This window comes from Streptomyces sp. NPDC001381, assembly GCF_042895685.1.
GTDB lineage: Bacteria > Actinomycetota > Actinomycetes > Streptomycetales > Streptomycetaceae > Streptomyces.
Window position 1 is genome coordinate 414,507 of the sequence record NZ_JBIAWO010000001.1, and the last position, 18,597, is coordinate 433,103.

The 18,597-nt window shown below is 72.5% G+C and carries 19 protein-coding genes and 1 riboswitch; of the genes, 9 read left to right on the top strand and 10 right to left on the bottom strand.

What is annotated here, in order from left to right; genetic code table 11:
- Nucleotides 1-75 precede the first annotated feature (75 nt).
- Together ACFY2L_RS01890 and ACFY2L_RS01895 are read right to left on the bottom strand one after the other, a co-directional pair.
- The gene (locus ACFY2L_RS01890; protein ID WP_390655824.1) at nucleotides 76-1,323 is read right to left on the bottom strand and encodes an NAD(P)/FAD-dependent oxidoreductase; all 1,248 of its coding nucleotides are present in this window, start codon (nucleotides 1,321-1,323) and stop codon (nucleotides 76-78) included.
- 32 nt (nucleotides 1,324-1,355) lie between these two features.
- Nucleotides 1,356-1,706 (bottom strand): hypothetical protein, encoded by a 351-nt coding sequence (locus ACFY2L_RS01895; protein ID WP_390655823.1) that lies wholly within the window; start codon nucleotides 1,704-1,706, stop codon nucleotides 1,356-1,358.
- 55 nt (nucleotides 1,707-1,761) lie between these two features.
- Nucleotides 1,762-1,873, top strand: a riboswitch (TPP riboswitch).
- Between ACFY2L_RS01895 and thiO the strand changes: the two genes are divergently transcribed.
- From thiO to ACFY2L_RS01925, 6 genes are all read left to right on the top strand, one after another.
- Nucleotides 1,871-3,037, top strand: coding sequence for a glycine oxidase ThiO (gene thiO / locus ACFY2L_RS01900; RefSeq protein WP_390655822.1), 1,167 nt, complete (start codon nucleotides 1,871-1,873; stop codon nucleotides 3,035-3,037). Its footprint overlaps the riboswitch before it by 3 nt.
- Nucleotides 3,034-3,234, top strand: coding sequence for a sulfur carrier protein ThiS (gene thiS, locus ACFY2L_RS01905; protein WP_390655821.1), 201 nt, complete (start codon nucleotides 3,034-3,036; stop codon nucleotides 3,232-3,234). The genes thiO and thiS overlap by 4 nt, the downstream gene beginning before the upstream one ends.
- Before the next feature lie 5 nt (nucleotides 3,235-3,239).
- The gene (locus ACFY2L_RS01910) at nucleotides 3,240-4,034 is read left to right on the top strand and encodes a thiazole synthase (RefSeq protein WP_390655820.1); all 795 of its coding nucleotides are present in this window, start codon (nucleotides 3,240-3,242) and stop codon (nucleotides 4,032-4,034) included.
- Between the two features lie 843 nt (nucleotides 4,035-4,877).
- Nucleotides 4,878-6,818: a Stk1 family PASTA domain-containing Ser/Thr kinase gene (gene pknB / locus ACFY2L_RS01915; protein ID WP_390821254.1), complete on the top strand. Its 1,941-nt coding sequence runs from the start codon at nucleotides 4,878-4,880 to the stop codon at nucleotides 6,816-6,818.
- 45 nt (nucleotides 6,819-6,863) lie between these two features.
- Nucleotides 6,864-7,742: a deoxyribonuclease IV gene (locus ACFY2L_RS01920; RefSeq protein ID WP_390655818.1), complete on the top strand. Its 879-nt coding sequence runs from the start codon at nucleotides 6,864-6,866 to the stop codon at nucleotides 7,740-7,742.
- Between the two features lie 74 nt (nucleotides 7,743-7,816).
- Entirely contained in the window at nucleotides 7,817-8,308 is a 492-nt protein-coding gene (locus tag ACFY2L_RS01925) for a DUF4396 domain-containing protein (protein WP_390655817.1), read from the top strand.
- A gap of 19 nt (nucleotides 8,309-8,327) precedes the next feature.
- Here ACFY2L_RS01925 and ACFY2L_RS01930 read toward each other — a convergent pair whose 3' ends face one another.
- On the bottom strand, nucleotides 8,328-8,960 hold the full coding sequence (locus ACFY2L_RS01930; protein WP_390655816.1) for a sulfite oxidase-like oxidoreductase: 633 nt from the start codon (nucleotides 8,958-8,960) through the stop codon (nucleotides 8,328-8,330).
- A gap of 173 nt (nucleotides 8,961-9,133) precedes the next feature.
- Between ACFY2L_RS01930 and bfr the strand changes: the two genes are divergently transcribed.
- Nucleotides 9,134-9,613, top strand: a complete 480-nt coding sequence (gene bfr / locus ACFY2L_RS01935) for a bacterioferritin (RefSeq protein WP_390655815.1) — start codon at nucleotides 9,134-9,136, stop codon at nucleotides 9,611-9,613.
- Nucleotides 9,614-9,626: 13 nt separating this feature from the next.
- Here the strand turns inward: bfr and ACFY2L_RS01940 are convergent, their stop codons facing one another.
- Nucleotides 9,627-9,860 carry a bacterioferritin-associated ferredoxin gene (locus ACFY2L_RS01940; protein ID WP_390655814.1) on the bottom strand — a complete coding sequence of 78 codons (234 nt, stop codon included), beginning with the start codon at nucleotides 9,858-9,860 and terminating at the stop codon, nucleotides 9,627-9,629.
- A gap of 159 nt (nucleotides 9,861-10,019) precedes the next feature.
- Entirely contained in the window at nucleotides 10,020-11,372 is a 1,353-nt protein-coding gene (locus tag ACFY2L_RS01945) for a class II 3-deoxy-7-phosphoheptulonate synthase (RefSeq protein WP_390655813.1), read from the bottom strand.
- A 112-nt stretch (nucleotides 11,373-11,484) separates the two neighbouring features.
- On the opposite strand from ACFY2L_RS01945, the gene ACFY2L_RS01950 reads away from it, so the two are divergent.
- Nucleotides 11,485-11,541 carry a trp operon leader peptide gene (locus ACFY2L_RS01950; protein ID WP_078912442.1) on the top strand — a complete coding sequence of 19 codons (57 nt, stop codon included), beginning with the start codon at nucleotides 11,485-11,487 and terminating at the stop codon, nucleotides 11,539-11,541.
- Between the two features lie 99 nt (nucleotides 11,542-11,640).
- The gene (locus tag ACFY2L_RS01955; protein WP_390821255.1) at nucleotides 11,641-13,521 is read left to right on the top strand and encodes an anthranilate synthase family protein; all 1,881 of its coding nucleotides are present in this window, start codon (nucleotides 11,641-11,643) and stop codon (nucleotides 13,519-13,521) included.
- Here ACFY2L_RS01955 and ACFY2L_RS01960 read toward each other — a convergent pair.
- From ACFY2L_RS01960 to ACFY2L_RS01980, 5 genes are all read right to left on the bottom strand, one after another.
- On the bottom strand, nucleotides 13,473-14,468 hold the full coding sequence (locus ACFY2L_RS01960) for a 2-hydroxyacid dehydrogenase (RefSeq protein ID WP_390656194.1): 996 nt from the start codon (nucleotides 14,466-14,468) through the stop codon (nucleotides 13,473-13,475). The genes ACFY2L_RS01955 and ACFY2L_RS01960 overlap by 49 nt on opposite strands.
- A 94-nt stretch (nucleotides 14,469-14,562) precedes the next feature.
- Nucleotides 14,563-15,591, bottom strand: a complete 1,029-nt coding sequence (locus ACFY2L_RS01965; protein ID WP_390821256.1) for a 6-phosphofructokinase — start codon at nucleotides 15,589-15,591, stop codon at nucleotides 14,563-14,565.
- A 235-nt stretch (nucleotides 15,592-15,826) separates the two neighbouring features.
- Nucleotides 15,827-16,525 (bottom strand): response regulator, encoded by a 699-nt coding sequence (locus tag ACFY2L_RS01970; RefSeq protein ID WP_390821257.1) that lies wholly within the window; start codon nucleotides 16,523-16,525, stop codon nucleotides 15,827-15,829.
- Nucleotides 16,522-17,745, bottom strand: coding sequence for a MacS family sensor histidine kinase (macS, locus tag ACFY2L_RS01975; protein ID WP_390821258.1), 1,224 nt, complete (start codon nucleotides 17,743-17,745; stop codon nucleotides 16,522-16,524). Before macS ends, ACFY2L_RS01970 begins: the two co-directional genes overlap by 4 nt.
- A gap of 31 nt (nucleotides 17,746-17,776) precedes the next feature.
- Entirely contained in the window at nucleotides 17,777-18,535 is a 759-nt protein-coding gene (locus ACFY2L_RS01980) for a lysophospholipid acyltransferase family protein (RefSeq protein ID WP_390655808.1), read from the bottom strand.
- Nucleotides 18,536-18,597 lie beyond the last annotated feature (62 nt).

The following is an 18,597-nucleotide window of genomic DNA, read 5'->3' on the forward strand; positions in this document are numbered from 1 at the left end:
CGTTCTCCGGGGGCGGCGCCGCGGGGACCGGTCGCGCCCACGCGGCGGAGCCGCCTGTGCCACAGCCCCGCGCCCCTAGGGAACCGCGGTCGCGTTCTTCAGGGGGCGGGCCGGGTCCGACAGGGCCTCCGGGTCCATGCGGCGGGCTGCCTCGATCAGCTTCCTGCCCTGGGCGAGATCGCGTGGGCGCCCCACCGCCAGCAGAGCCACCAGGCGGTCCTCGCGCAGCCAGCAGACGCTCCAGGCCGGTCCGGCCGGATCGCCGCGCCACACCATGCGGTCGGCCACCGCGTGGTGCCCCGCGTACTGGACGAAGCGGCCGAACTGCTCGGACCAGAAGTACGGCACCGGGTCGTAGATCACCGGGGGCTCGTCCGTGGCCGTTCCGAGGATGTTGGCGGCGACCGTGCGCGGGCCCTGGAGGGCGTTGTCCCAGTGGTGGACGAGGAGGCGTTCGCCGTACCGCCCCGAGGGGAAGGAGGCGCAGTCGCCGACCGCGTACACGTCCGGCACCGAGGTGCGCAGCCGGTCGTCGGCGACGACCTCGTGGTGCGCGCCCAGTTCGACGCCGGAGCCGGTCAGCCAGGCGGTGGCGGGGCGGGCGCCGATGCCGACGACCACGGCGCCGGCGGGCAGCCGGGAGCCGTCGTCGAGGACGACCGCACCGGGTTCGACGCGCTCCACGCGCGCGTGGGTGCGCAGGGTGACGCCGCTGTCGGCGTACCAGGAGGTCATCGGGGCGGCGACCTCGGCCGGCAGGGCGCCGGCGAGGGGCCGGTCGGCGGCCTCCACGACGGTGACCGCGCAGCCGGCCTCGCGTGCGGCGGTGGCGAACTCCGCGCCGATCCAGCCGGCGCCGACGACCACGATGTCGTGCTGGCGGGCGAGCACCGGCCGCAGCCGTTCGGCGTCGTCGAGGGTGCGCAGCAGATGGACGCCGGGCACGCCCTCGGCGCCCGGCAGCCGGACCGGCTCGGCACCGGTGGCGAGGACGAGGACGTCGTACGGGACGGGCCCGGCCTCGGTGTCCACCTCATGGTCGGCGGAACGCAGGCCGAGGACCTCGCGGCCGAGCAGCAGCTCGATGCCGAGGCTCTCGAAGTCGACCTCGAACGCGGAACCCTCGGCCTTGCCGAGCAGCACGGCCTTGGACAGCGGGGGCCGGTCGTAGGGCTGGTGGGGCTCCGCGCCGATCAGCGACACGGTGCCGCCGAAGCCCTGTTCCCGCAGGGCGACCGCGGTCTGCACCCCGGCCATGCCCGCGCCGACGACGACCACGTGCCGCCCCGCCGGCCTGTCTTCTTCCCGCCTCTGCTCACTCACCCGATCACCCTAGACATGTGACGATCCGTCAGTCAGCCGTCCTGCTCCGTGACCTGCTCCACAACGCTGGTGCCGCTGCCCTGCTGCGACTCCCAGGACCAGGTCTCCTCCAGGCGCACGCGCCCGTCGGGCAGTTCCACGACCGTCGAGACGCAGTGCCCCGAGGACGTCGTGCCGTCGTGCTTGAGCTGGACGTACCGGAAGTCGAGACGGTCCCCCTGACGGGTACCCACGAGATGGCCGCGCACGACGTCGCCGCCCGCGTAGTCCGCCCAGATCACACCGTCCCGCTCGCGGTAGGCGAAGCGGGTGCGGGTGCCGACCTGGCCCGGGGCCTGGTCGGCGACGGGGGCGAGGACGAGACCGTCGAGCGAGCGGTGCATGACGAAAGGCTCCCTTTACAGGTGCGCGGAACCACGGGCTAGGGTGTGGCCAACGTAGAGCACTCGCGGGAGCCCGGACGCACCGGGCTGAGAGGGAGGCTGGCGGCCTCCGACCGTACGAACCTGATCCGGGTCATGCCGGCGAAGGGAGGGGCTGGACGCCCATGTCGCGTACACGTACATCCGACGTCCTGGTCGTGGGGGGCGGGATCATCGGGCTCGTCACGGCGTGGCGGGCCGCGCAGCGCGGGTTCGCCACCGCCGTGGTGGACCCGGAGCCGGGCGGCGGGGCCGCGCGGGTGGCCGCCGGCATGCTGGCCGCCGTCACCGAACTGCACCACGGCGAGCAGACCCTGCTCGGCCTGAACCTGGCCTCGGCCCGCCGTTACCCGGACTTCGCCGCCGAGCTGACGGAGGTCACCGGGCTGGACCTCGGCTACCGCCGGTGCGGCACGCTCGCGGTCGCGCTGGACGCCGACGACCGCGCCCATCTGCGGGAACTGCACGCGCTGCAGGCCGGGTCGGGGCTGGACTCGGAGTGGCTCACGGGGCGGGAGTGCCGGCGCCTGGAGCCGATGCTCGCACCGGGGGTGCGCGGCGGGCTGCGGGTGGACGGCGACCACCAGATCGATCCGCGGCGGCTGGCCGACGCGCTCGTCGCCGCGTGCGAGCGGGCGGGCGTGGTCTTCCACCGGGCGTGGGCGGAGCGGCTGTCGGTCGGGGGCGAGCGGGCCGTGGGGGTCGTGACGGGGGACGGTACGGCCCTGGGGGCGGGGCAGGTGGTGCTCGCGGCGGGCAGCCTCAGCGGGCGGCTGGCGGGCGTCCCGGAGGACGTGCTCCCGCCGGTGCGGCCGGTGAAGGGGCAGGTGCTGCGGCTGACCGTGCCGGCCGGGTACGCGCCGTTCCTGAGCCGTACCGTGCGGGCCGTGGTGCGCGGGAGTCAGGTGTACCTGGTGCCCCGGGAGAACGGCGAGCTGGTCGTGGGGGCGACGAGCGAGGAGCTGGGCTGGGACACGACGGTGACGGCGGGGGGCGTCTACGAACTGCTGCGCGACGCGCACGAACTGGTCCCCGGCATCACGGAACTGCCGTTGGTGGAGACACGCGCGGGACTGCGCCCCGGCTCCCCCGACAACGCGCCGCTGCTCGGGCCGACCGGGCTGGACGGACTGCTGCTGGCCACCGGGCACTACCGCAACGGGGTGCTGCTGACTCCGGTGACCGGTGACGTGATGGCGCACGTCCTGACCACCGGTGAACTCCCCGACGAGGCCCTTCCCTTCACCCCCCGGCGCTTCGGTGCCGCCGTCCTCACGGAGCTGCCCGCATGAACATCTCGGTGAACGGCGAGCGGCAGGTGGTCGCTCCCGGTACGGCCCTCGACAGCGTCGTACGGTCCCTGACGCGGGCGCCCTCCGGGGTGGCCGCCGCGCTGAACGAAACGGTCGTCCCGCGCGCGCGGTGGTCCGCCACGGCACTCGCCGAGGGTGATCGCGTGGAAGTCCTCACCGCCGTGCAGGGAGGATGAGCGCCGTGGCCGACGATCCCTTCTTCCTCGGTGGTACGTCCTTCTCGTCCCGGCTGATCATGGGTACGGGGGGTGCGCCCAGCCTGGAGGTGCTGGAGCGGGCGCTGGTCGCGTCCGGGACCGAGCTGACGACGGTCGCGATGCGGCGGGTGAACCCCGCTGTCCGGGGTTCGGTGCTGTCGGTGCTGGAGCGGCTGGGCATCCGGGTGCTGCCGAACACCGCGGGGTGCTTCACGGCCGGGGAGGCCGTGCTGACGGCGCGGCTCGCGCGGGAGGCGCTGGGGACCGATCTGATCAAGCTGGAGGTCATCGCCGACGAGCGGACCCTGCTGCCGGATCCGGTGGAGCTGCTGGAGGCGGCGGAGACGCTGGTGGACGACGGGTTCACGGTGTTGCCGTACACGAACGACGATCCCGTGCTGGCGCGGAAGCTGGAGGACGTGGGGTGCGCGGCGGTGATGCCGCTGGGGTCGCCGATCGGATCGGGGCTCGGGATCCGCAATCCGCACAACTTCCAGCTGATCGTGGAGCAGGCGGGGGTGCCGGTGATCCTGGACGCGGGGGCCGGTACGGCGTCGGACGTGGCGTTGGCGATGGAGCTGGGGTGTGCGGGGGTGATGCTGGCGTCGGCGGTGACGCGGGCGGCGGATCCCGAGCGGATGGCGTGCGCCATGCGGGCCGGTGTCGAGGCGGGACGGCTGGCCCGGCTGGCGGGCCGGATCCCCCGGCGCTACTTCGCCGAGGCGTCGTCTCCTGCGGAGGGCCTGGCCGTGCTGGATCCCGAGCGTCCCGCGTTCTGACCGCCGGACCGCTCCCGTCGTCCCTCTCCCACCCACCACCCGTTTCCAGTCGGACAAGAGGTGCCCCTCGCCCGCGGGGGCCACCCACCACCGGCGCCCACCCCACCACGCCCCCTCCGCCCCCCCTACCCCAGCCCGCCAGTACCCCCGCCGACCGTCCCCCGGCCCACCGCGGGCCCGCCCGGCCCACCGCCAGTCGTCCCCCGGCCCGCCGCGGGGCCCCGCCCGGCCCTCCGACCGCCGGCACCGGCCCGCCGGGACCCCCGACGGCCGTCGCCCGGCCCGCCGCAGGCCGCCCGGCCCACCGTCCCCCGGCCGCGCGGCCCGCCCGGCCCCCCGACCACCGACACCGGCCCGCCAGTGCCCCCGACCGCCGTTCGCTGCCCCGTCGCAGGCGCGACCGGTGCGCCGACGGCCGTCGCCCGGCCCGCCGCGAGCCCGCCCGGCCCACCGCCGACCGTCACCGGAAACCGCAGGGCCCACCCGGCCCTCCCACCACCGGCACCAGCCCGCCGGGACCCTCGACGGCCCCCCGGCCCGCCGCAGGCCCGCCCGGTTACCGACGGCCGTCTCCCGGATACCGCGAGCCCGCCCGGCCCCCGACCACCGACGCCGCCCCCCAGTGCCCCCGACCGCCGTTCGCCGGCCCGTCGCGGGCGCGCCCGGTGTGTCGGCGGCTTTCGGGCGGGCGGGCGGGGGGCTTTCCTTGGTGGGGGGGTGGGGGTGGCTTTCGCGGGGGTGTCCGCGGATCCGGGGTGGGGTTCGCGTCACAGGTCGGCTGCAGTCCTGCTCCGAAGGGGTGGAAGCCGTAGAGGTGTCGGTGGTGGCTCGTAGACTCGCTGCGTGGACACGACCCTTCAGGACCCTCTGGTCGGGCAGGTGCTCGACGGTCGGTATCGCGTCGACGCGCGCATCGCGGTGGGCGGGATGGCCACGGTCTATCGCGCCGTGGACACCCGCCTCGACCGTGTGCTCGCGCTCAAGGTGATGCACCCGGCGCTCGCGGCCGACGGGTCGTTCGTCGAGCGGTTCATCCGTGAGGCCAAGTCCGTGGCTCGGCTCGCGCATCCCAACGTGGTCCAGGTGTTCGACCAGGGCGCGGACGGGTCGTACGTGTATCTGGCGATGGAGTACATCGCCGGGTGCACCCTGCGTGACGTGCTGCGCGAGCGCGGGGCGCTCCAGCCGAGGGCCGCGCTCGACATCCTGGAGCCCGTGCTCGCCGCGCTCGGCGCCGCGCACCGGGCCGGGTTCGTGCACCGGGACATGAAGCCCGAGAACGTGCTGATAGGGGACGACGGGCGGGTCAAGGTCGCGGACTTCGGGCTGGTGCGGTCCGTGGACACCGTGACCAGTACCACCGGGGCCGTGCTCGGGACCGTCTCGTATCTCGCGCCCGAGCAGATCGAGCAGTCCGGTGCCGCCGACGCCCGCGTCGACGTGTACGCGTGCGGTGTCGTGCTCTACGAGATGCTCACCGGTGAGAAGCCGCACGAGGGCGACTCCCCCGCGATCGTGCTCTACAAGCATCTCCACGAGGATGTCCCGCCGCCCTCCGCCGCCGTGCCGGGGCTGCCCCTCGTCCTGGACGAGCTCGTGGCCTCGGCCACCGCCCGCACCCCGGCCGTCCGGCCGTACGACGCCGCCGCGTTCCTCGGACAGGTGCGGGACGCGCGGGGCGCGCTGAGCGAGGAACAGCTGGACGCGCTGCCCCCGCAGGCCGTGTCCGCGGCGCACGACAACGCCGAGGACCGCACCAGCGTCATCCCCCGCTCGCTGACCGTGCCCAGACCGCTGCCGGTCAACGAGGACGACCTCCCCGGCGACGACGGCTCCGTCCACCGCACGTCCCGGTTGCAGAGCCCTCCGCCCCTGCCGCCCCGGCGCCGGACCGGGCGGCCCCGGGGCGGAATGCTCGCGGTCCTCGCCGTCGTGCTGCTGGTGCTGGGGGTGGGCGCGGGCGTCTGGTACATCAACTCCGGTCAGTTCACCAAGGTCCCCGCGGTGCTGACGCAGTCCCAGGCGAAGGCGGAGAAGCGGCTGGAGGCGGCCGGCCTCGAAGTGGGCAAGGTCGAGCACGCCTACAGCGACACGATCAAGCGCGGCAGCGTCATCAGCACGGACCCGGAGCCGGGCGCCAGGATCCGCAAGCACGACTCGGTCACGCTGACCGTCTCGAACGGCCCGCAGACCGTGAAGGTGCCGGACCTGACGGGCTCCCGGCTGGACAAGGCCAAGGAGCTGCTGAAGTCGGACGGCCTGGAGCCGGGGCTGGTCACCGAGGAGTTCAGCAGTGACGTCATCAAGGGGTTCGTGGTCAGCACCAGCCCCGAGGCGGGCGTAGAGCGGCGCGCGGGCTCGGCGGTGGCGATCGTCGTCAGCAAGGGCAGCCCGGTCGACGTCCCGGACGTCACCGGCGAGGACCTGGAGGACGCCCGGGCCGAGCTGGAGGAGGCCGGCCTGAAGGTGGAGGTCTCCTCGGAGGAGATCACCTCCGAGTTCGACAAGGGCCAGGTCGCCGCCCAGTCGCCGGACGCGGACAAGCAGGTCGCCGAGGGCGACACGGTGACGCTGACCCTGTCCAAGGGGCCGGAGATGGTCGAGGTCCCGGACGTGGTCGGCGACAGCGTCGGCGACGCGAAGGACGCGCTGGAGGCCGCCGGGTTCGAGGTGGAGGAGGACCGCGGGCTGCTCGGGCTGTTCGGCGACACGGTGAAGAGCCAGTCGGTGGAGGGCGGCGGGACCGCGCCCAAGGGGTCGACGATCACGATCACCATCCGGTGATCGGGCGGTGCCGGGGCGGGTCCAGGGGCATGACACCCTGAACGGGTGAGTCAGAAACGCCCCTTCCCCTCCCGCAATCCCGTCGGCGGCCATGTCCCCGTGGCCGGCGGACTGCACTCCGTGGGGTTGTCGTACGCCCATGACCTGAAGGCCGAGACGGTCCAGGTGTTCGTCGCCAACCCGCGCGGCTGGGCCACCCCGGCCGGGAACCCGGCGCAGGACGAGGCGTTCCGGGAGGTCTGCGCGGCGGAGTCGATCCCGGCGTACGTCCACGCGCCGTACCTGATCAACTTCGGCTCGCACACCGAGGCGACGGTGGAGCGGTCCGTGGAGTCGCTGCGGCACTCGCTGCGCCGGGGGCGCGCGATCGGCGCCCTGGGAGTGGTCGTGCACACGGGGAGCGCGACGGGCGGCCGGGAGCGGTCGGTGGCGCTGCGGCAGGTGCGGGAGCGTCTGCTGCCGCTGCTGGACGAGCTGACCCATGACGACGACCCGTTCCTGCTCCTGGAGTCGACCGCCGGGCAGGGCGCTTCCCTGTGTTCCCGGACCTGGGACTTCGGGCCGTACTTCGAGGCGCTGGACGCCCATCCGAAGCTCGGCGTCTGCCTCGACACCTGTCATGTGTTCGCCGCCGGGCACGACCTGACCGGCCCGTCCGGCATGCACCGCACCCTCGACCTGCTGGTGGACACCGTCGGGGAGGGCCGGCTGAAGCTGATCCACGCCAACGACTCCAAGGACGTGGTGGGCGCTCACAAGGACCGGCATGCCAACATCGGCGCCGGTCACATAGGCGAGGACCCGTTCCGTGCCCTGATGACCCACCCGGCCACGGAGGGCGTCCCACTGGTCATCGAGACCCCCGGCGGCAAGGAGGGGCATGCGGCGGACGTGGAGCGGCTGAAGAAACTCCGCGAGATGTGACCCGTTCGGGAATACCCCTGGGGGGTATACGGTTCCGACCGGTGCAGGAACCGTAGTCCGACATTGGGGGCATCATGCAGCACGAGGCGCACACGGCACACGCTCACCACCGGCACGCGCCGGCCGACGGCAGCACCTGGGCCACGGCCGCGCAGGCCACCCTCCACTGCCTCACCGGCTGCGCCATCGGCGAGGTGCTGGGCATGGTCATCGGCACGGCGCTCGGCTGGGGGAATGTGCCGACCACGGTCCTGGCGATCGTCCTGGCCTTCTTCTTCGGCTACTCGCTCACCCTGCGCGGGGTCCTGAAGGCCGGCCTCGGCTTCCGTGCCGCCCTCCGGGTGGCGCTGGCCGCGGACACGCTGTCGATCGCGGTGATGGAGCTGATCGACAACGGCGTGATCGCGCTGTGGCCGGACGCGATGGACGCCGAGCTCGCCGACGTCCTGTTCTGGGCCTCGCTCGCGATCTCGCTGGTCATCGCCTTCGTGGTCACCGTGCCGGTCAACAAGTGGATGATCGGGCGCGGCAAGGGGCACGCGGTGGTGCACCGGTACCACCACTGACGGGCGTGGGCACCGGGAGTCAGAGCTCGGGGCCGTCCCCGGGCTCCTCCTGGTAGGAGTACCGCTGCTCCTGCCAGGGGTCGCCGATGTTGTGGTAGCCGCGCTCCTCCCAGAAGCCCCGGCGGTCGGCGGTCATGTACTCCACACCGCGGACCCACTTGGGCCCCTTCCAGGCGTAGAGGTGGGGGACGACCAGGCGGACCGGGAAGCCGTGCTCGGCGGTGAGGAGCTCGCCGTCCTTGTGGGTGGCGAAGATCGTGCGCTCGGAGGCGAAGTCCGCGAGGCGCAGGTTGGAGCTGAAGCCGTACTCCGCCCACACCATCACATGGGTGACGTCGGCGGCGGGCGGGGCGATCTCCAGGACGGTCCGGGCCGGGATGCCGCCCCACTCGGCGCCGAGCATGCTGAACTTCGTGACGCAGTGCAGATCGGCCACCACGGTGGTGTACGGCAGGGCCGTGAACTCCTCGTGGTTCCAGCAGCGCTTCTCACCGTCGGCGGTGGCGCCGAAGACCCGGAACTCCCAGCGCTCGGCGCGGAACTTGGGGACCGGACCGTAGTGGGTGACCGGCCAGCCCCGCTGCAGTCGCTGCCCCGGCGGAAGCTCGGACGGTGCTGCTTCCCCAGATTCGCGCTCCACCGGCTGACCCATGTCTCCATCCTGACAGACCCGACACAGTGCCCATGACCGGCCAGGTCCCGAATCGGGCAACACCGGCTAAGCATGCACCAACTTACTAAGTACACACTTACTGGACGATCTTCTACGCCGGTGAAATCATGCGGCGGCAACCTCCCGACCCCCACGTGGAAGGAGCCTCTGCGATGCAGGGCGACCCCGAGGTCATCGAGTTCCTCAACGAGCAGCTCACCGCCGAGCTCACCGCGATCAACCAGTACTTCCTCCACGCCAAGATGCAGGAGAACTTCGGCTGGACGAAGCTCGCGAAGTACACGCGGCACGAGTCCTTCGACGAGATGAAGCACGCGGAGGTGCTCACCGACCGGATCCTGTTCCTGGAGGGGCTGCCCAACTACCAGCGCCTGTTCCACGTGCGCGTGGGCCAGACCGTCAAGGAGATGTTCGAGGCCGACCGGCAGATCGAGGTCGAGGCGATCGACCGGCTGCGGCGGGGCATCAAGGTGATGCGGGAGAAGGGCGACATCACGTCGGCGAACATCTTCGAGTCGATCCTCGCGGACGAGGAGCACCACATCGACTACCTCGACACCCAGCTGGAGCTGCTGGAGAAGCTCGGCGAGGCCCTCTACATCGCACAGCTGATCGAGCAGCCTGAGGGCTAGGGCGCAACAGGCCCTAGGCCGCCTCGTCGAGCCGTTCGAGCCCGGAGAGGAGCGGCCGGCCCTGGTCGGCCTGCTCGCGGCGGGGGCACGCGCCCCGGCCGAGGATCGCCTGGATCCGGCGTACGCACGAGCCGCAGTCGGTGCCGGCCTTGCAGGCGGAGGCGATCTGGCGGGGCGTACAGGCGCCGTCCTCCGCGTGCTGCTGGACCTGCGCCTCGGTCACACCGAAGCAGCTGCAGACGTACACGCGGATCCACCTCCCGCCGGGATCGATGACTCATGCCGTCCCGTTGACCGGTGAGGCAAACCTAACCTTACCCGGGCTGCCGGAAGTGCAAAAGTGGAGTGGGGCGCGGATCGTATGTGATCCGCGCCCCACTTCATGTCCCGGTGACGGACGCGACCGTCACTGGTCCCTGTACATCTCCGCGACGAGGAACGCCAGGTCGAGGGACTGGCTGCGGTTCAGACGCGGGTCGCAGGCCGTCTCGTAGCGCTGGTGGAGATCGTCGACGAAGATCTCGTCGCCGCCGCCGACGCACTCGGTGACGTCGTCACCGGTGAGCTCGACGTGGATGCCGCCCGGGTGGGTGCCGAGGGCCTTGTGGACCTCGAAGAAGCCCTTGACCTCGTCGAGCACGTCGTCGAAGCGGCGGGTCTTGTGACCCGAGGCCGCCTCGAAGGTGTTGCCGTGCATCGGGTCGGTCACCCAGGCCACCACCGCGCCGGAGGCGGTGACCTTCTCGACCAGCTCGGGCAGCTTGTCGCGGACCTTGTCGGCGCCCATGCGGACGATGAAGGTCAGCCGGCCGGGCTCGCGGTCGGGGTCGAGGCGCTCGATGTACTGCAGCGCGTCCTCGGCCGTGGTGGTCGGGCCGAGCTTGATCCCGATCGGGTTGCGGATCTTCGAGGCGAACTCGATGTGCGCGTGGTCCAGCTGGCGGGTGCGCTCGCCGATCCACACCATGTGCGCGGAGACGTCGTACAGCTGCCCGGTGCGGGAGTCGACGCGGGTGAGCGCCGACTCGTAGTCCAGCAGCAGCGCCTCGTGCGAGGAGTAGAACTCGACGGTCTTGAACTCCTCCGGGTCGGTCCCGCAGGCCCGCATGAAGTTCAGCGCGTTGTCGATCTCCCGGGCGAGCTGCTCGTAGCGCTGGCCGGAGGGGGACGACTTCACGAAGTCCTGGTTCCAGGCGTGGACCTGGCGCAGGTCGGCGTAGCCGCCGGTGGTGAAGGCACGCACCAGGTTCAGCGTGGACGCCGAGGCGTGGTACATGCGCTTCAGGCGCTCGGGGTCCGGGACGCGGGCGGCCTCGGTGAAGTCGAAACCGTTGACGGAGTCGCCGCGGTAGGTCGGCAGGGTGACGCCGTCGCGGGTCTCGGTCGGCTTGGAACGCGGCTTGGAGTACTGGCCGGCGATCCGGCCGACCTTCACGACCGGCACCGAGGCGGCGTACGTCAGCACGGCGCCCATCTGGAGCAGCGTCTTGAGCTTGTTGCGGATGTGGTCGGCGGACACCGCGTCGAAGGCCTCGGCGCAGTCGCCGCCCTGGAGGAGGAACGCCTCTCCCTTGGCGACGGCCGCCATCCGGGCGCGCAGCTGGTCGCACTCGCCCGCGAAGACGAGCGGCGGATACGACTCCAGCTCCGCAACGACTGCGCGCAGAGCCTCGGGGTCGGGGTACTCGGGCTGCTGCGCCGCGGGCAGGTCTCGCCAGGTGTTGCCAGCGCCGGGGCTGGTCTTAGCGTTCACGGTCACGCCCTCAACATTACGGGGTCGTGTCGCGTCGTTTTCTCCCGGCTCGACAGGTGAGACGGTGTCCCGCTCACCTGTGGACGCGACCCGCCGCCCATGGGGTAGGGTGCGGCGCATGTTCGCGCTTTCGACCCAGAACTGGTGGTGGACCGCTCATCCGGCGGCCCACTGACTGCGCGTACGCAAGACTTCGCGAAGGCCGCCCGAGGGGCGGCCTTCGGTGTTCCCGGGGTCGTTCCTCTCCCCCTCCCAGCGAGAGAGACCCCGACCGATGAACCTTCAGGACCTGCCGCACGACACCCGTCCCTTCGCCCTCCTGCGCCGCCGTACGCCCGGCCACGACGAGCACACGGTCGAGCTGCTGATCGGCCCGGTCGCCACGTACGACCGTCTCGCCGACCTCCCCGACGAGGGTCTGGCCCTCGTGCCGTTCCGCCAGATCCGCGAGCGCGGCTTCGACGTCCGCGACGACGGCACGCCGCTGTCCGTCCTCGTCCCCGAGGAGCGCCACACCATCCCGCTCGCCGAGGCGCTGGACCGGCTCCCCGCCCATGACGTGCGGGTCGAGGGCGGGGGCTTCGACGTCGCCGACGAGGAGTACGCCGAGATCGTCGGGCGGGTGCTGCGGGACGAGATCGGGCGGGGCGAGGGCGCGAACTTCGTGATCCGCCGGACGTACGAGGGTGAGATCCCGGGGTTCTCCCGCGGGGACGCCCTGGCCCTCTTCCGGCGGCTCCTCGAAGGCGAGCGGGGCGCCTACTGGACGTTCGTCGTGCACACCGGGGAGCGGACGCTCGTCGGGGCCAGCCCCGAGGTGCATGTGCGGATGTCCGGCGGCACGGTCGTCATGAACCCGATCAGCGGAACGTACCGCTATCCGGCCGAGGGACCCTCGCCGGAGCAGCTGCTCGGCTTCCTCGCGGACGGCAAGGAGATCGAGGAGCTGTCGATGGTGGTCGACGAGGAGCTCAAGATGATGTGCACGGTCGGCGACATGGGCGGGGTGGTGATCGGGCCCCGGCTGAAGGAGATGGCGCACCTCGCGCACACCGAGTACGAACTGCGCGGGAAGTCCTCGCTGGACGCCCGGGAGGTCCTGCGGGAGACGATGTTCGCGGCGACCGTGACCGGCTCGCCGGTCCAGAACGCCTGCCGGGTCATCGAGCGCCACGAGGTCGGCGGGCGCGGTTACTACGCGGGCGCCCTCGCGCTGCTGGGCAGGGACTCCGGCGGCGCCCAGACCCTCGACTCCCCCATCCTCATCCGGACCGCCGACATCGACGCGGCCGGGCGGCTGCGGGTGCCGGTCGGCGCCACGCTCGTACGGGGTTCGGACCCGGCGGGCGAGGTCGCGGAGACGCACGCGAAGGCGGCCGGGGTGCTGGCGGCCCTCGGCGTACGGCCGGGCAGGCCCCGGTCTGAGCACACCGGTCTCCGGCTGGCCGACGATCCCCGGGTGCGGGCCGCGCTGGACGGACGGCGGGCCTCGCTGGCGCCGTTCTGGCTGCGGATGCAGGAGCGGACGCACGACCTCACCGGGCACGCGCTCGTCGTCGACGGCGAGGACACGTTCACCGCGATGCTCGCGCACGTGCTGCGCTCCAGCGGCCTCGAGGTGTCCGTCCGGCGCTACGACGAGGCCGGGCTGCGGGAGGCGGTGCTCGCGCACGAGGGGCCGCTCGTGCTGGGCCCCGGCCCCGGTGACCCGTCCGACCCGACCGACCCGAAGATGCGCTTCCTGCGGGAGCTGACCTCCGTGGTGCTCCGCGGGCACCGGCACGGTGTGCTCGGCGTCTGCCTCGGCCACGAGCTGATCGCGGCGGAGCTGGGGCTGGACATCGTGCGGAAGGAGGTGCCGTACCAGGGGGCGCAGACGGAGATCGACCTGTTCGGGCGGCCCGAGACGGTCGGCTTCTACAACAGCTTCGTGGCCCGCTGCGACGACGAGGCGCTGGCGGAGCTCACCGCGCACGGCGTCGAGGTGAGCCGGGCTGAGAACGGGGAGGTGCACGCGGTACGGGGCGCCGGGTTCGCCGGGGTGCAGTTCCACCCGGAGTCCGTGCTGACGCTGGACGGGGCCTCGGTCGTACGGGAGCTGGTGGCTCAGGTGCGCGGGACGAGCACGTTCTCCGAGCGGCGGCCCGCCTTGTAGTCCAGGACGTTCCGCACCGTGGCGTCGACGATCTGGCCGACGGCGTCCTCGGTGTAGTACGCCTGGTGGGAGGTGACCAGGACGTTCGGGAAGGTGACGAGGCGGGCCAGGGTGTCGTCGTCGACGGCCTCCAGGGACCTGTCCTGGAAGAACAGGCCCGCCTCCGCCTCGTAGACGTCCAGGCCGACGCCCGTGAAGCGGCCCTCGCGCAGCTCGGCGACGAGGGCCGTGGTGTCGATCAGTCCGCCGCGGCTGGAGTTCACCAGGATCGCGTCGTCCTTCATGGCCTTCAGGGCGTCGGCGTCGACGAGGTGCCGGGTCTCGGGCATCAGGGGGACGTGCAGGGTGACCAGGTCGGACTCGGCGAGGAGCCGCTCCTTGGCGACGTACTTCATGCCGAGTTCCATGCAGGCGGGGTTCTCGGCGACGTCCCAGCCGAGCAGGCGCATGCCGAAGCCGTGGGCGATCCGGGTGAAGGCCTCACCGATCTTTCCGGTGCCCAGCACGCCCACGGTGCGGCCGTGCAGGTCCCGGCCCATCAGTCCGTCCAGCCGGAAGTCGAAGTCGCGGGTGCGGACGGCGGCCCGCACGATCCTGCGGTTGACGGCCAGGGCGAGGGTCCAGGCGAACTCGGCCACCGCGTACGGCGAGTAGGACGACACCCGCGCGACCGTCATGCCGAGGCGCTCGGCGACGGCGAGGTCGATGTTGTTGAAGCCGGTGGAGCGCTGGGCGATCATCCTGGTCCCGCCGGCCGCCAGGATGTTCAGGACATGGCGGTCGAGGACGGCGTTGACGCTGGTGGAGACGGCCTCGTAGCCGGCCGCGATGGGGGCGGTGTCCTCGTTGAGGAAGACGTCCACGCAGCGGACCTCGTGGTGGCCGGCGAAAGCCCGCTCGATCAGGGGCTTCTCGTCGGCCTGCACACCGAAGACGAGGATCTCCACAAGGCCCTCCGCAACGTTTGGGTGCATTTGTCCGACTCTGGCGACTATACGGGGACGGGGCCCGTGCGGGGCGCCGGCCGGAGCCGCCCGGACGTCAGCCGAAGAACACGCCCGCCTCGGCGTACAGCCTCGGGTCCACGCTCTTCAGCGGCCCCGTCGCCTCCGCCAGCGGTACGCGCACGATGTCCGTGCCGCGCAGGGCGACCATCGTGCCGAAGTCGCCCTCGTGCGCGGCGTCGACGGCGTGCAGGCCGAAGCGGGTGGCGAGCCAGCGGTCGAAGGCGCTGGGGCTGCCGCCGCGCTGGACGTGCCCGAGGACCGTGGTGCGGGCCTCCTTCCCGGTCCGCCGCTCTATCTCCCCGGCCAGCCACTCCCCCACCCCGGACAGCCGCGCCGCGCCGGCCCCGGAGCCCGGCCGCGGCCCGAGCGCCACCGAGCCGTCCCGGGGTACGGCCCCGTCGGCGACCACGACTATCGGCGCGTACGACGCGCGGAAACGGGAGGTGACCCAGGCGCACACCTGGTCCATGTCGAAGGGCTGCTCGGGGATGAGGACGACGTTCGCGCCGCCGGCCAGCCCGGAGCGCAGGGCGATCCAGCCCGTCTCACCGCCCATCACCTCGACGACGAGCACCCGCTTGTGGGACTCGGCGGTGGTGTGCAGCCGGTCGATCGCCTCGGTGGCGACACCGACGGCGGTGTCGAAGCCGAGGGTGCAGTCGGTGCCGGGCACGTCGTTGTCGATGGTCTTGGGCACGGCGACGCAGGGCAGCCCGTGGTCGGCCGCCAGGCGCGCGGCCGTGCGGAGCGTGTCCCGGCCGCCGATCGTGATCAGCGCCCCGACCTCGTGCTTGGCGAGGTTGTCCCGGATCCTGCGGACACCGTCCGGCTGCCGCAGCGGGTCCGTCCGCGAGGACCCGAGGATGGTGCCGCCCCGCGGCAGGGTGCCGCGCACCGCCGGGATGTCGAGCGGGACGGTCTCGCCCTCCAGGGGGCCGCGCCAGCCGTCGACGAAGCCGACGAACTCGATGCCGTACTCCTGTACGCCCTTACGGACGACGGCCCGCACCACGGCGTTGAGCCCCGGGCAGTCGCGGCCTCCGGTCAGTACTCCGACACGCATGCAGGTCCCCCTCCACCGGTCCTCCGCTTCCCGGCCCCACGCTGGTGCCGCGGCAGGCAGCGTTCGCCCGTCAAGGAGCGGCGTCCGGTGCGTGCTCTCGGCGTACCGGCCGGAAGCTCTCGTACTGGATGTACTTGGGCTTTCGGCCGGTGCGGCGAGAGGGCGTGCCGGGCGTCGCGACGGGGCGAACGCTCCCTGCCGCGACACTAGCGGCACGGAGGGCCCCGCCGGGCGGTTACGCGTCGTCCAGGCCGCGTTCTATCGCGTACCGCACCAGCTCCACCCGGTTGTGCAGCTGGAGCTTGCCGAGGGTGTTCTGCACATGGTTCTGGACCGTGCGGTGGGAGATGACCAGGCGCTCGGCGATCTGCTTGTAGCTCAGCCCCTTGGCGACCAGCCGCAGCACCTCGGTCTCCCGGTCGGTGAGGCGGGGCGCGTCCGGCTCGTCCCCGCCGGACGCGGGACCGGGGTCGGAGGCCAGACGGCGGTACTCGCCGAGGACCAGTCCGGCGAGGCCGGGGGTGAACACCGGGTCGCCGACCGCCGTGCGGCGCACCGCGTCCAGCAGCTCCTCCGTGGACGCCGACTTCAGCAGGTAGCCCGTGGCACCGGACTTGACCGCCTCCAGCACATCGGCGTGCTCACCGCTCGCGGAGAGCACGAGGACGCGCAGCGCCGGGTTCGCGGCGACGACCTCCTTGCACACCTGCACCCCGGGCTTGGCCGGCAGGTTGAGGTCGAGGACGAGCACGTCGGGCGTGGTGGCCCGGGCGCGGCGCACCGCCTGCTCGCCGTCGCCCGCGGTGGCGACCACGTCGAAGCCGGACGCGGCCAGGTCCCGGGCGACCGCGTCCCGCCACATGGGGTGGTCGTCGACCACCATGACCTTGATCGGCCCGCCGGCCCCGGCCTGTCCGCCCTGGTCCTGGCTCATCGCAGTCCTGCCTTCCCCCGCTTCGCGTGTTCCTTCGGTACCGTCAGCTCGACCTCCGTGCCCTGCCCCGGAGTCGAGATCAGCTCGGCGCGGCCGCCGAGGTCGCGCAGCCGGCCCCGGATCGACTGGGCGACCCCGAGCCGCCCCTCGCCCTCGGCCTGCGCCAGCCGCCCCTCCGGGATCCCGGGCCCGTCGTCCCGTACCGAGACGATCACCTCGTCGGGCTCGTCCTCGACCAGGATCCAGGCCCGGGCGTCCTCCCCGGCGTGCCTGCGCACATTGTCCAGGGCCGCGCCCACGGCCGCGGCCAGCTCCCGGGCCGCGGCCGGCTCCAGCAGCACCGGCGCGCCCGGCTCGGCGAGGCTGACCCGCGCGGCGGCGTACGGGGCGAGCAGCGTGCGCAGGTCGAGCGGACCGTCGCTCTCCTCCGGCTCGTCGACCAGGCGGACGACGGCCCCCTCGGCTGCGTCCTCCGACACCCGGGAAACCGGTACCAGCCCGCCGGAGACCAGCGTGCGCAGCGCGACCTCCTGCTCCCCGGCCAGCCGGCCCAGCTCGGCGGCCTCGCCGCCGATGACCGCGCCGCGCCGCTGCACCATCGCCAGCACCTGGAGCACACCGTCGTGGATGTCCCGGGCCAGCCGCTCCCGCTCCCGGGTGGCGGCCTCGATCTCCAGGGCGCGGGCGAGGGTGCGCTCGGAGGCGCGGGCGACCTCGACGACGTAGCCGATGGCGATGGAGGCGACCCAGACGAGGATCACGTTGTGGACGGTGTCGCGGGCCGGATGGCCGCGCTCGATCAGGTTCGCGGCGGCGACGGGCGTGGAGGCGAACGCGGCCCAGCGCCAGCCGCCCTTGATGGCGAACGCGAGGACCGAGCCCGCCGTCCAGATCGAGGGCAGGGTGGGTCCGCCCGCCAGGATGTGCCGGTCGGTGACGACGAACGGGGTGAGGACGATGCCGGTGAGCGCGACGGCCAGGTCGACGGCGAGGAAGCGCTTGGTGCAGGCCACCGCGTTCTGCACCCGAGGCACGGTGGCCAGCGTCCAGACGAACAGGACGGCGAAGTAGGCGACGGCGACGCGGGGCCGGTCGTAGTCGTCGTAGGCGGCGGCGAACAGGCCGACCGCGTACAGCATCGTCAGCACCCGGTAGCCGGTGAGCGCACGCCACAGCGGCAGCTCGACCGACATCCTCATGACTCTCTCGCGCCTGGCCATCCGACCCGTCCCCCCGCCCCCGGAGCGCCGCCTACTGCTCTTTTTCCTTCTTGGCCTGATCCTTCTCGGCCTGCGCGAGCGCCGCCTTCGCGGCCTTCTCCGCTTCCTTCCCGGCCTTCGCCGCCTCCGCGATCTGCCGCTTGGCGGCGGTCGCGTACATGTCGACGTACTCCTGGCCGGAGAGCTTCATGATCTCGTACATGACCTCGTCCGTCAGCGCGCGGAGCACGAAACGGTCGTGGTCCATGCCCTCGTACCGGCTGAAGTCCAGCGGCCTGCCGATGCGGATGCCGGGCCGCATCAGCTTGGGCATCACCTTGCCGGGCGGCTGGATCTTCTCCGTGTCGATCATCGCGACCGGGATGACGGGCGCGCCGCTGGCGAGCGCCACCCGGGCGAGGCCGCCCGGCTTGCCCCGGTAGAGGCGGCCGTCGGGCGAGCGGGTGCCCTCCGGGTAGATCCCGAACAGCTCGCCCTGCTCCAGCACCTCTATGCCGCTCCTGATCGCGGCCTCGCCGGCGCCGCGCGCGCCGGAGCGGTCCACCGGGAGCTGGCCGACGCCCTTGAAGAAGGCGGCCGTCAGCCGGCCCTTCACGCCGGGTGTGGTGAAGTACTCGGCCTTCGCGATGAACGTGACCTTGCGGTCCAGGACCGCCGGCAGGAAGAACGAGTCCGAGAACGACAGGTGATTGCTCGCCAGGATCGCGGGCCCCTCGGCGGGAATGTTCTCGAGGCCTTCCACCCAGGGCCTGAAGGTGACCTTCAGCGGTCCCCCGATAGCGACCTTCATCGCGCCGTACAACACCCGAGTGCCTCCTGTATGTGTCCTCAGACCTTAACCCGGAGCGGCGG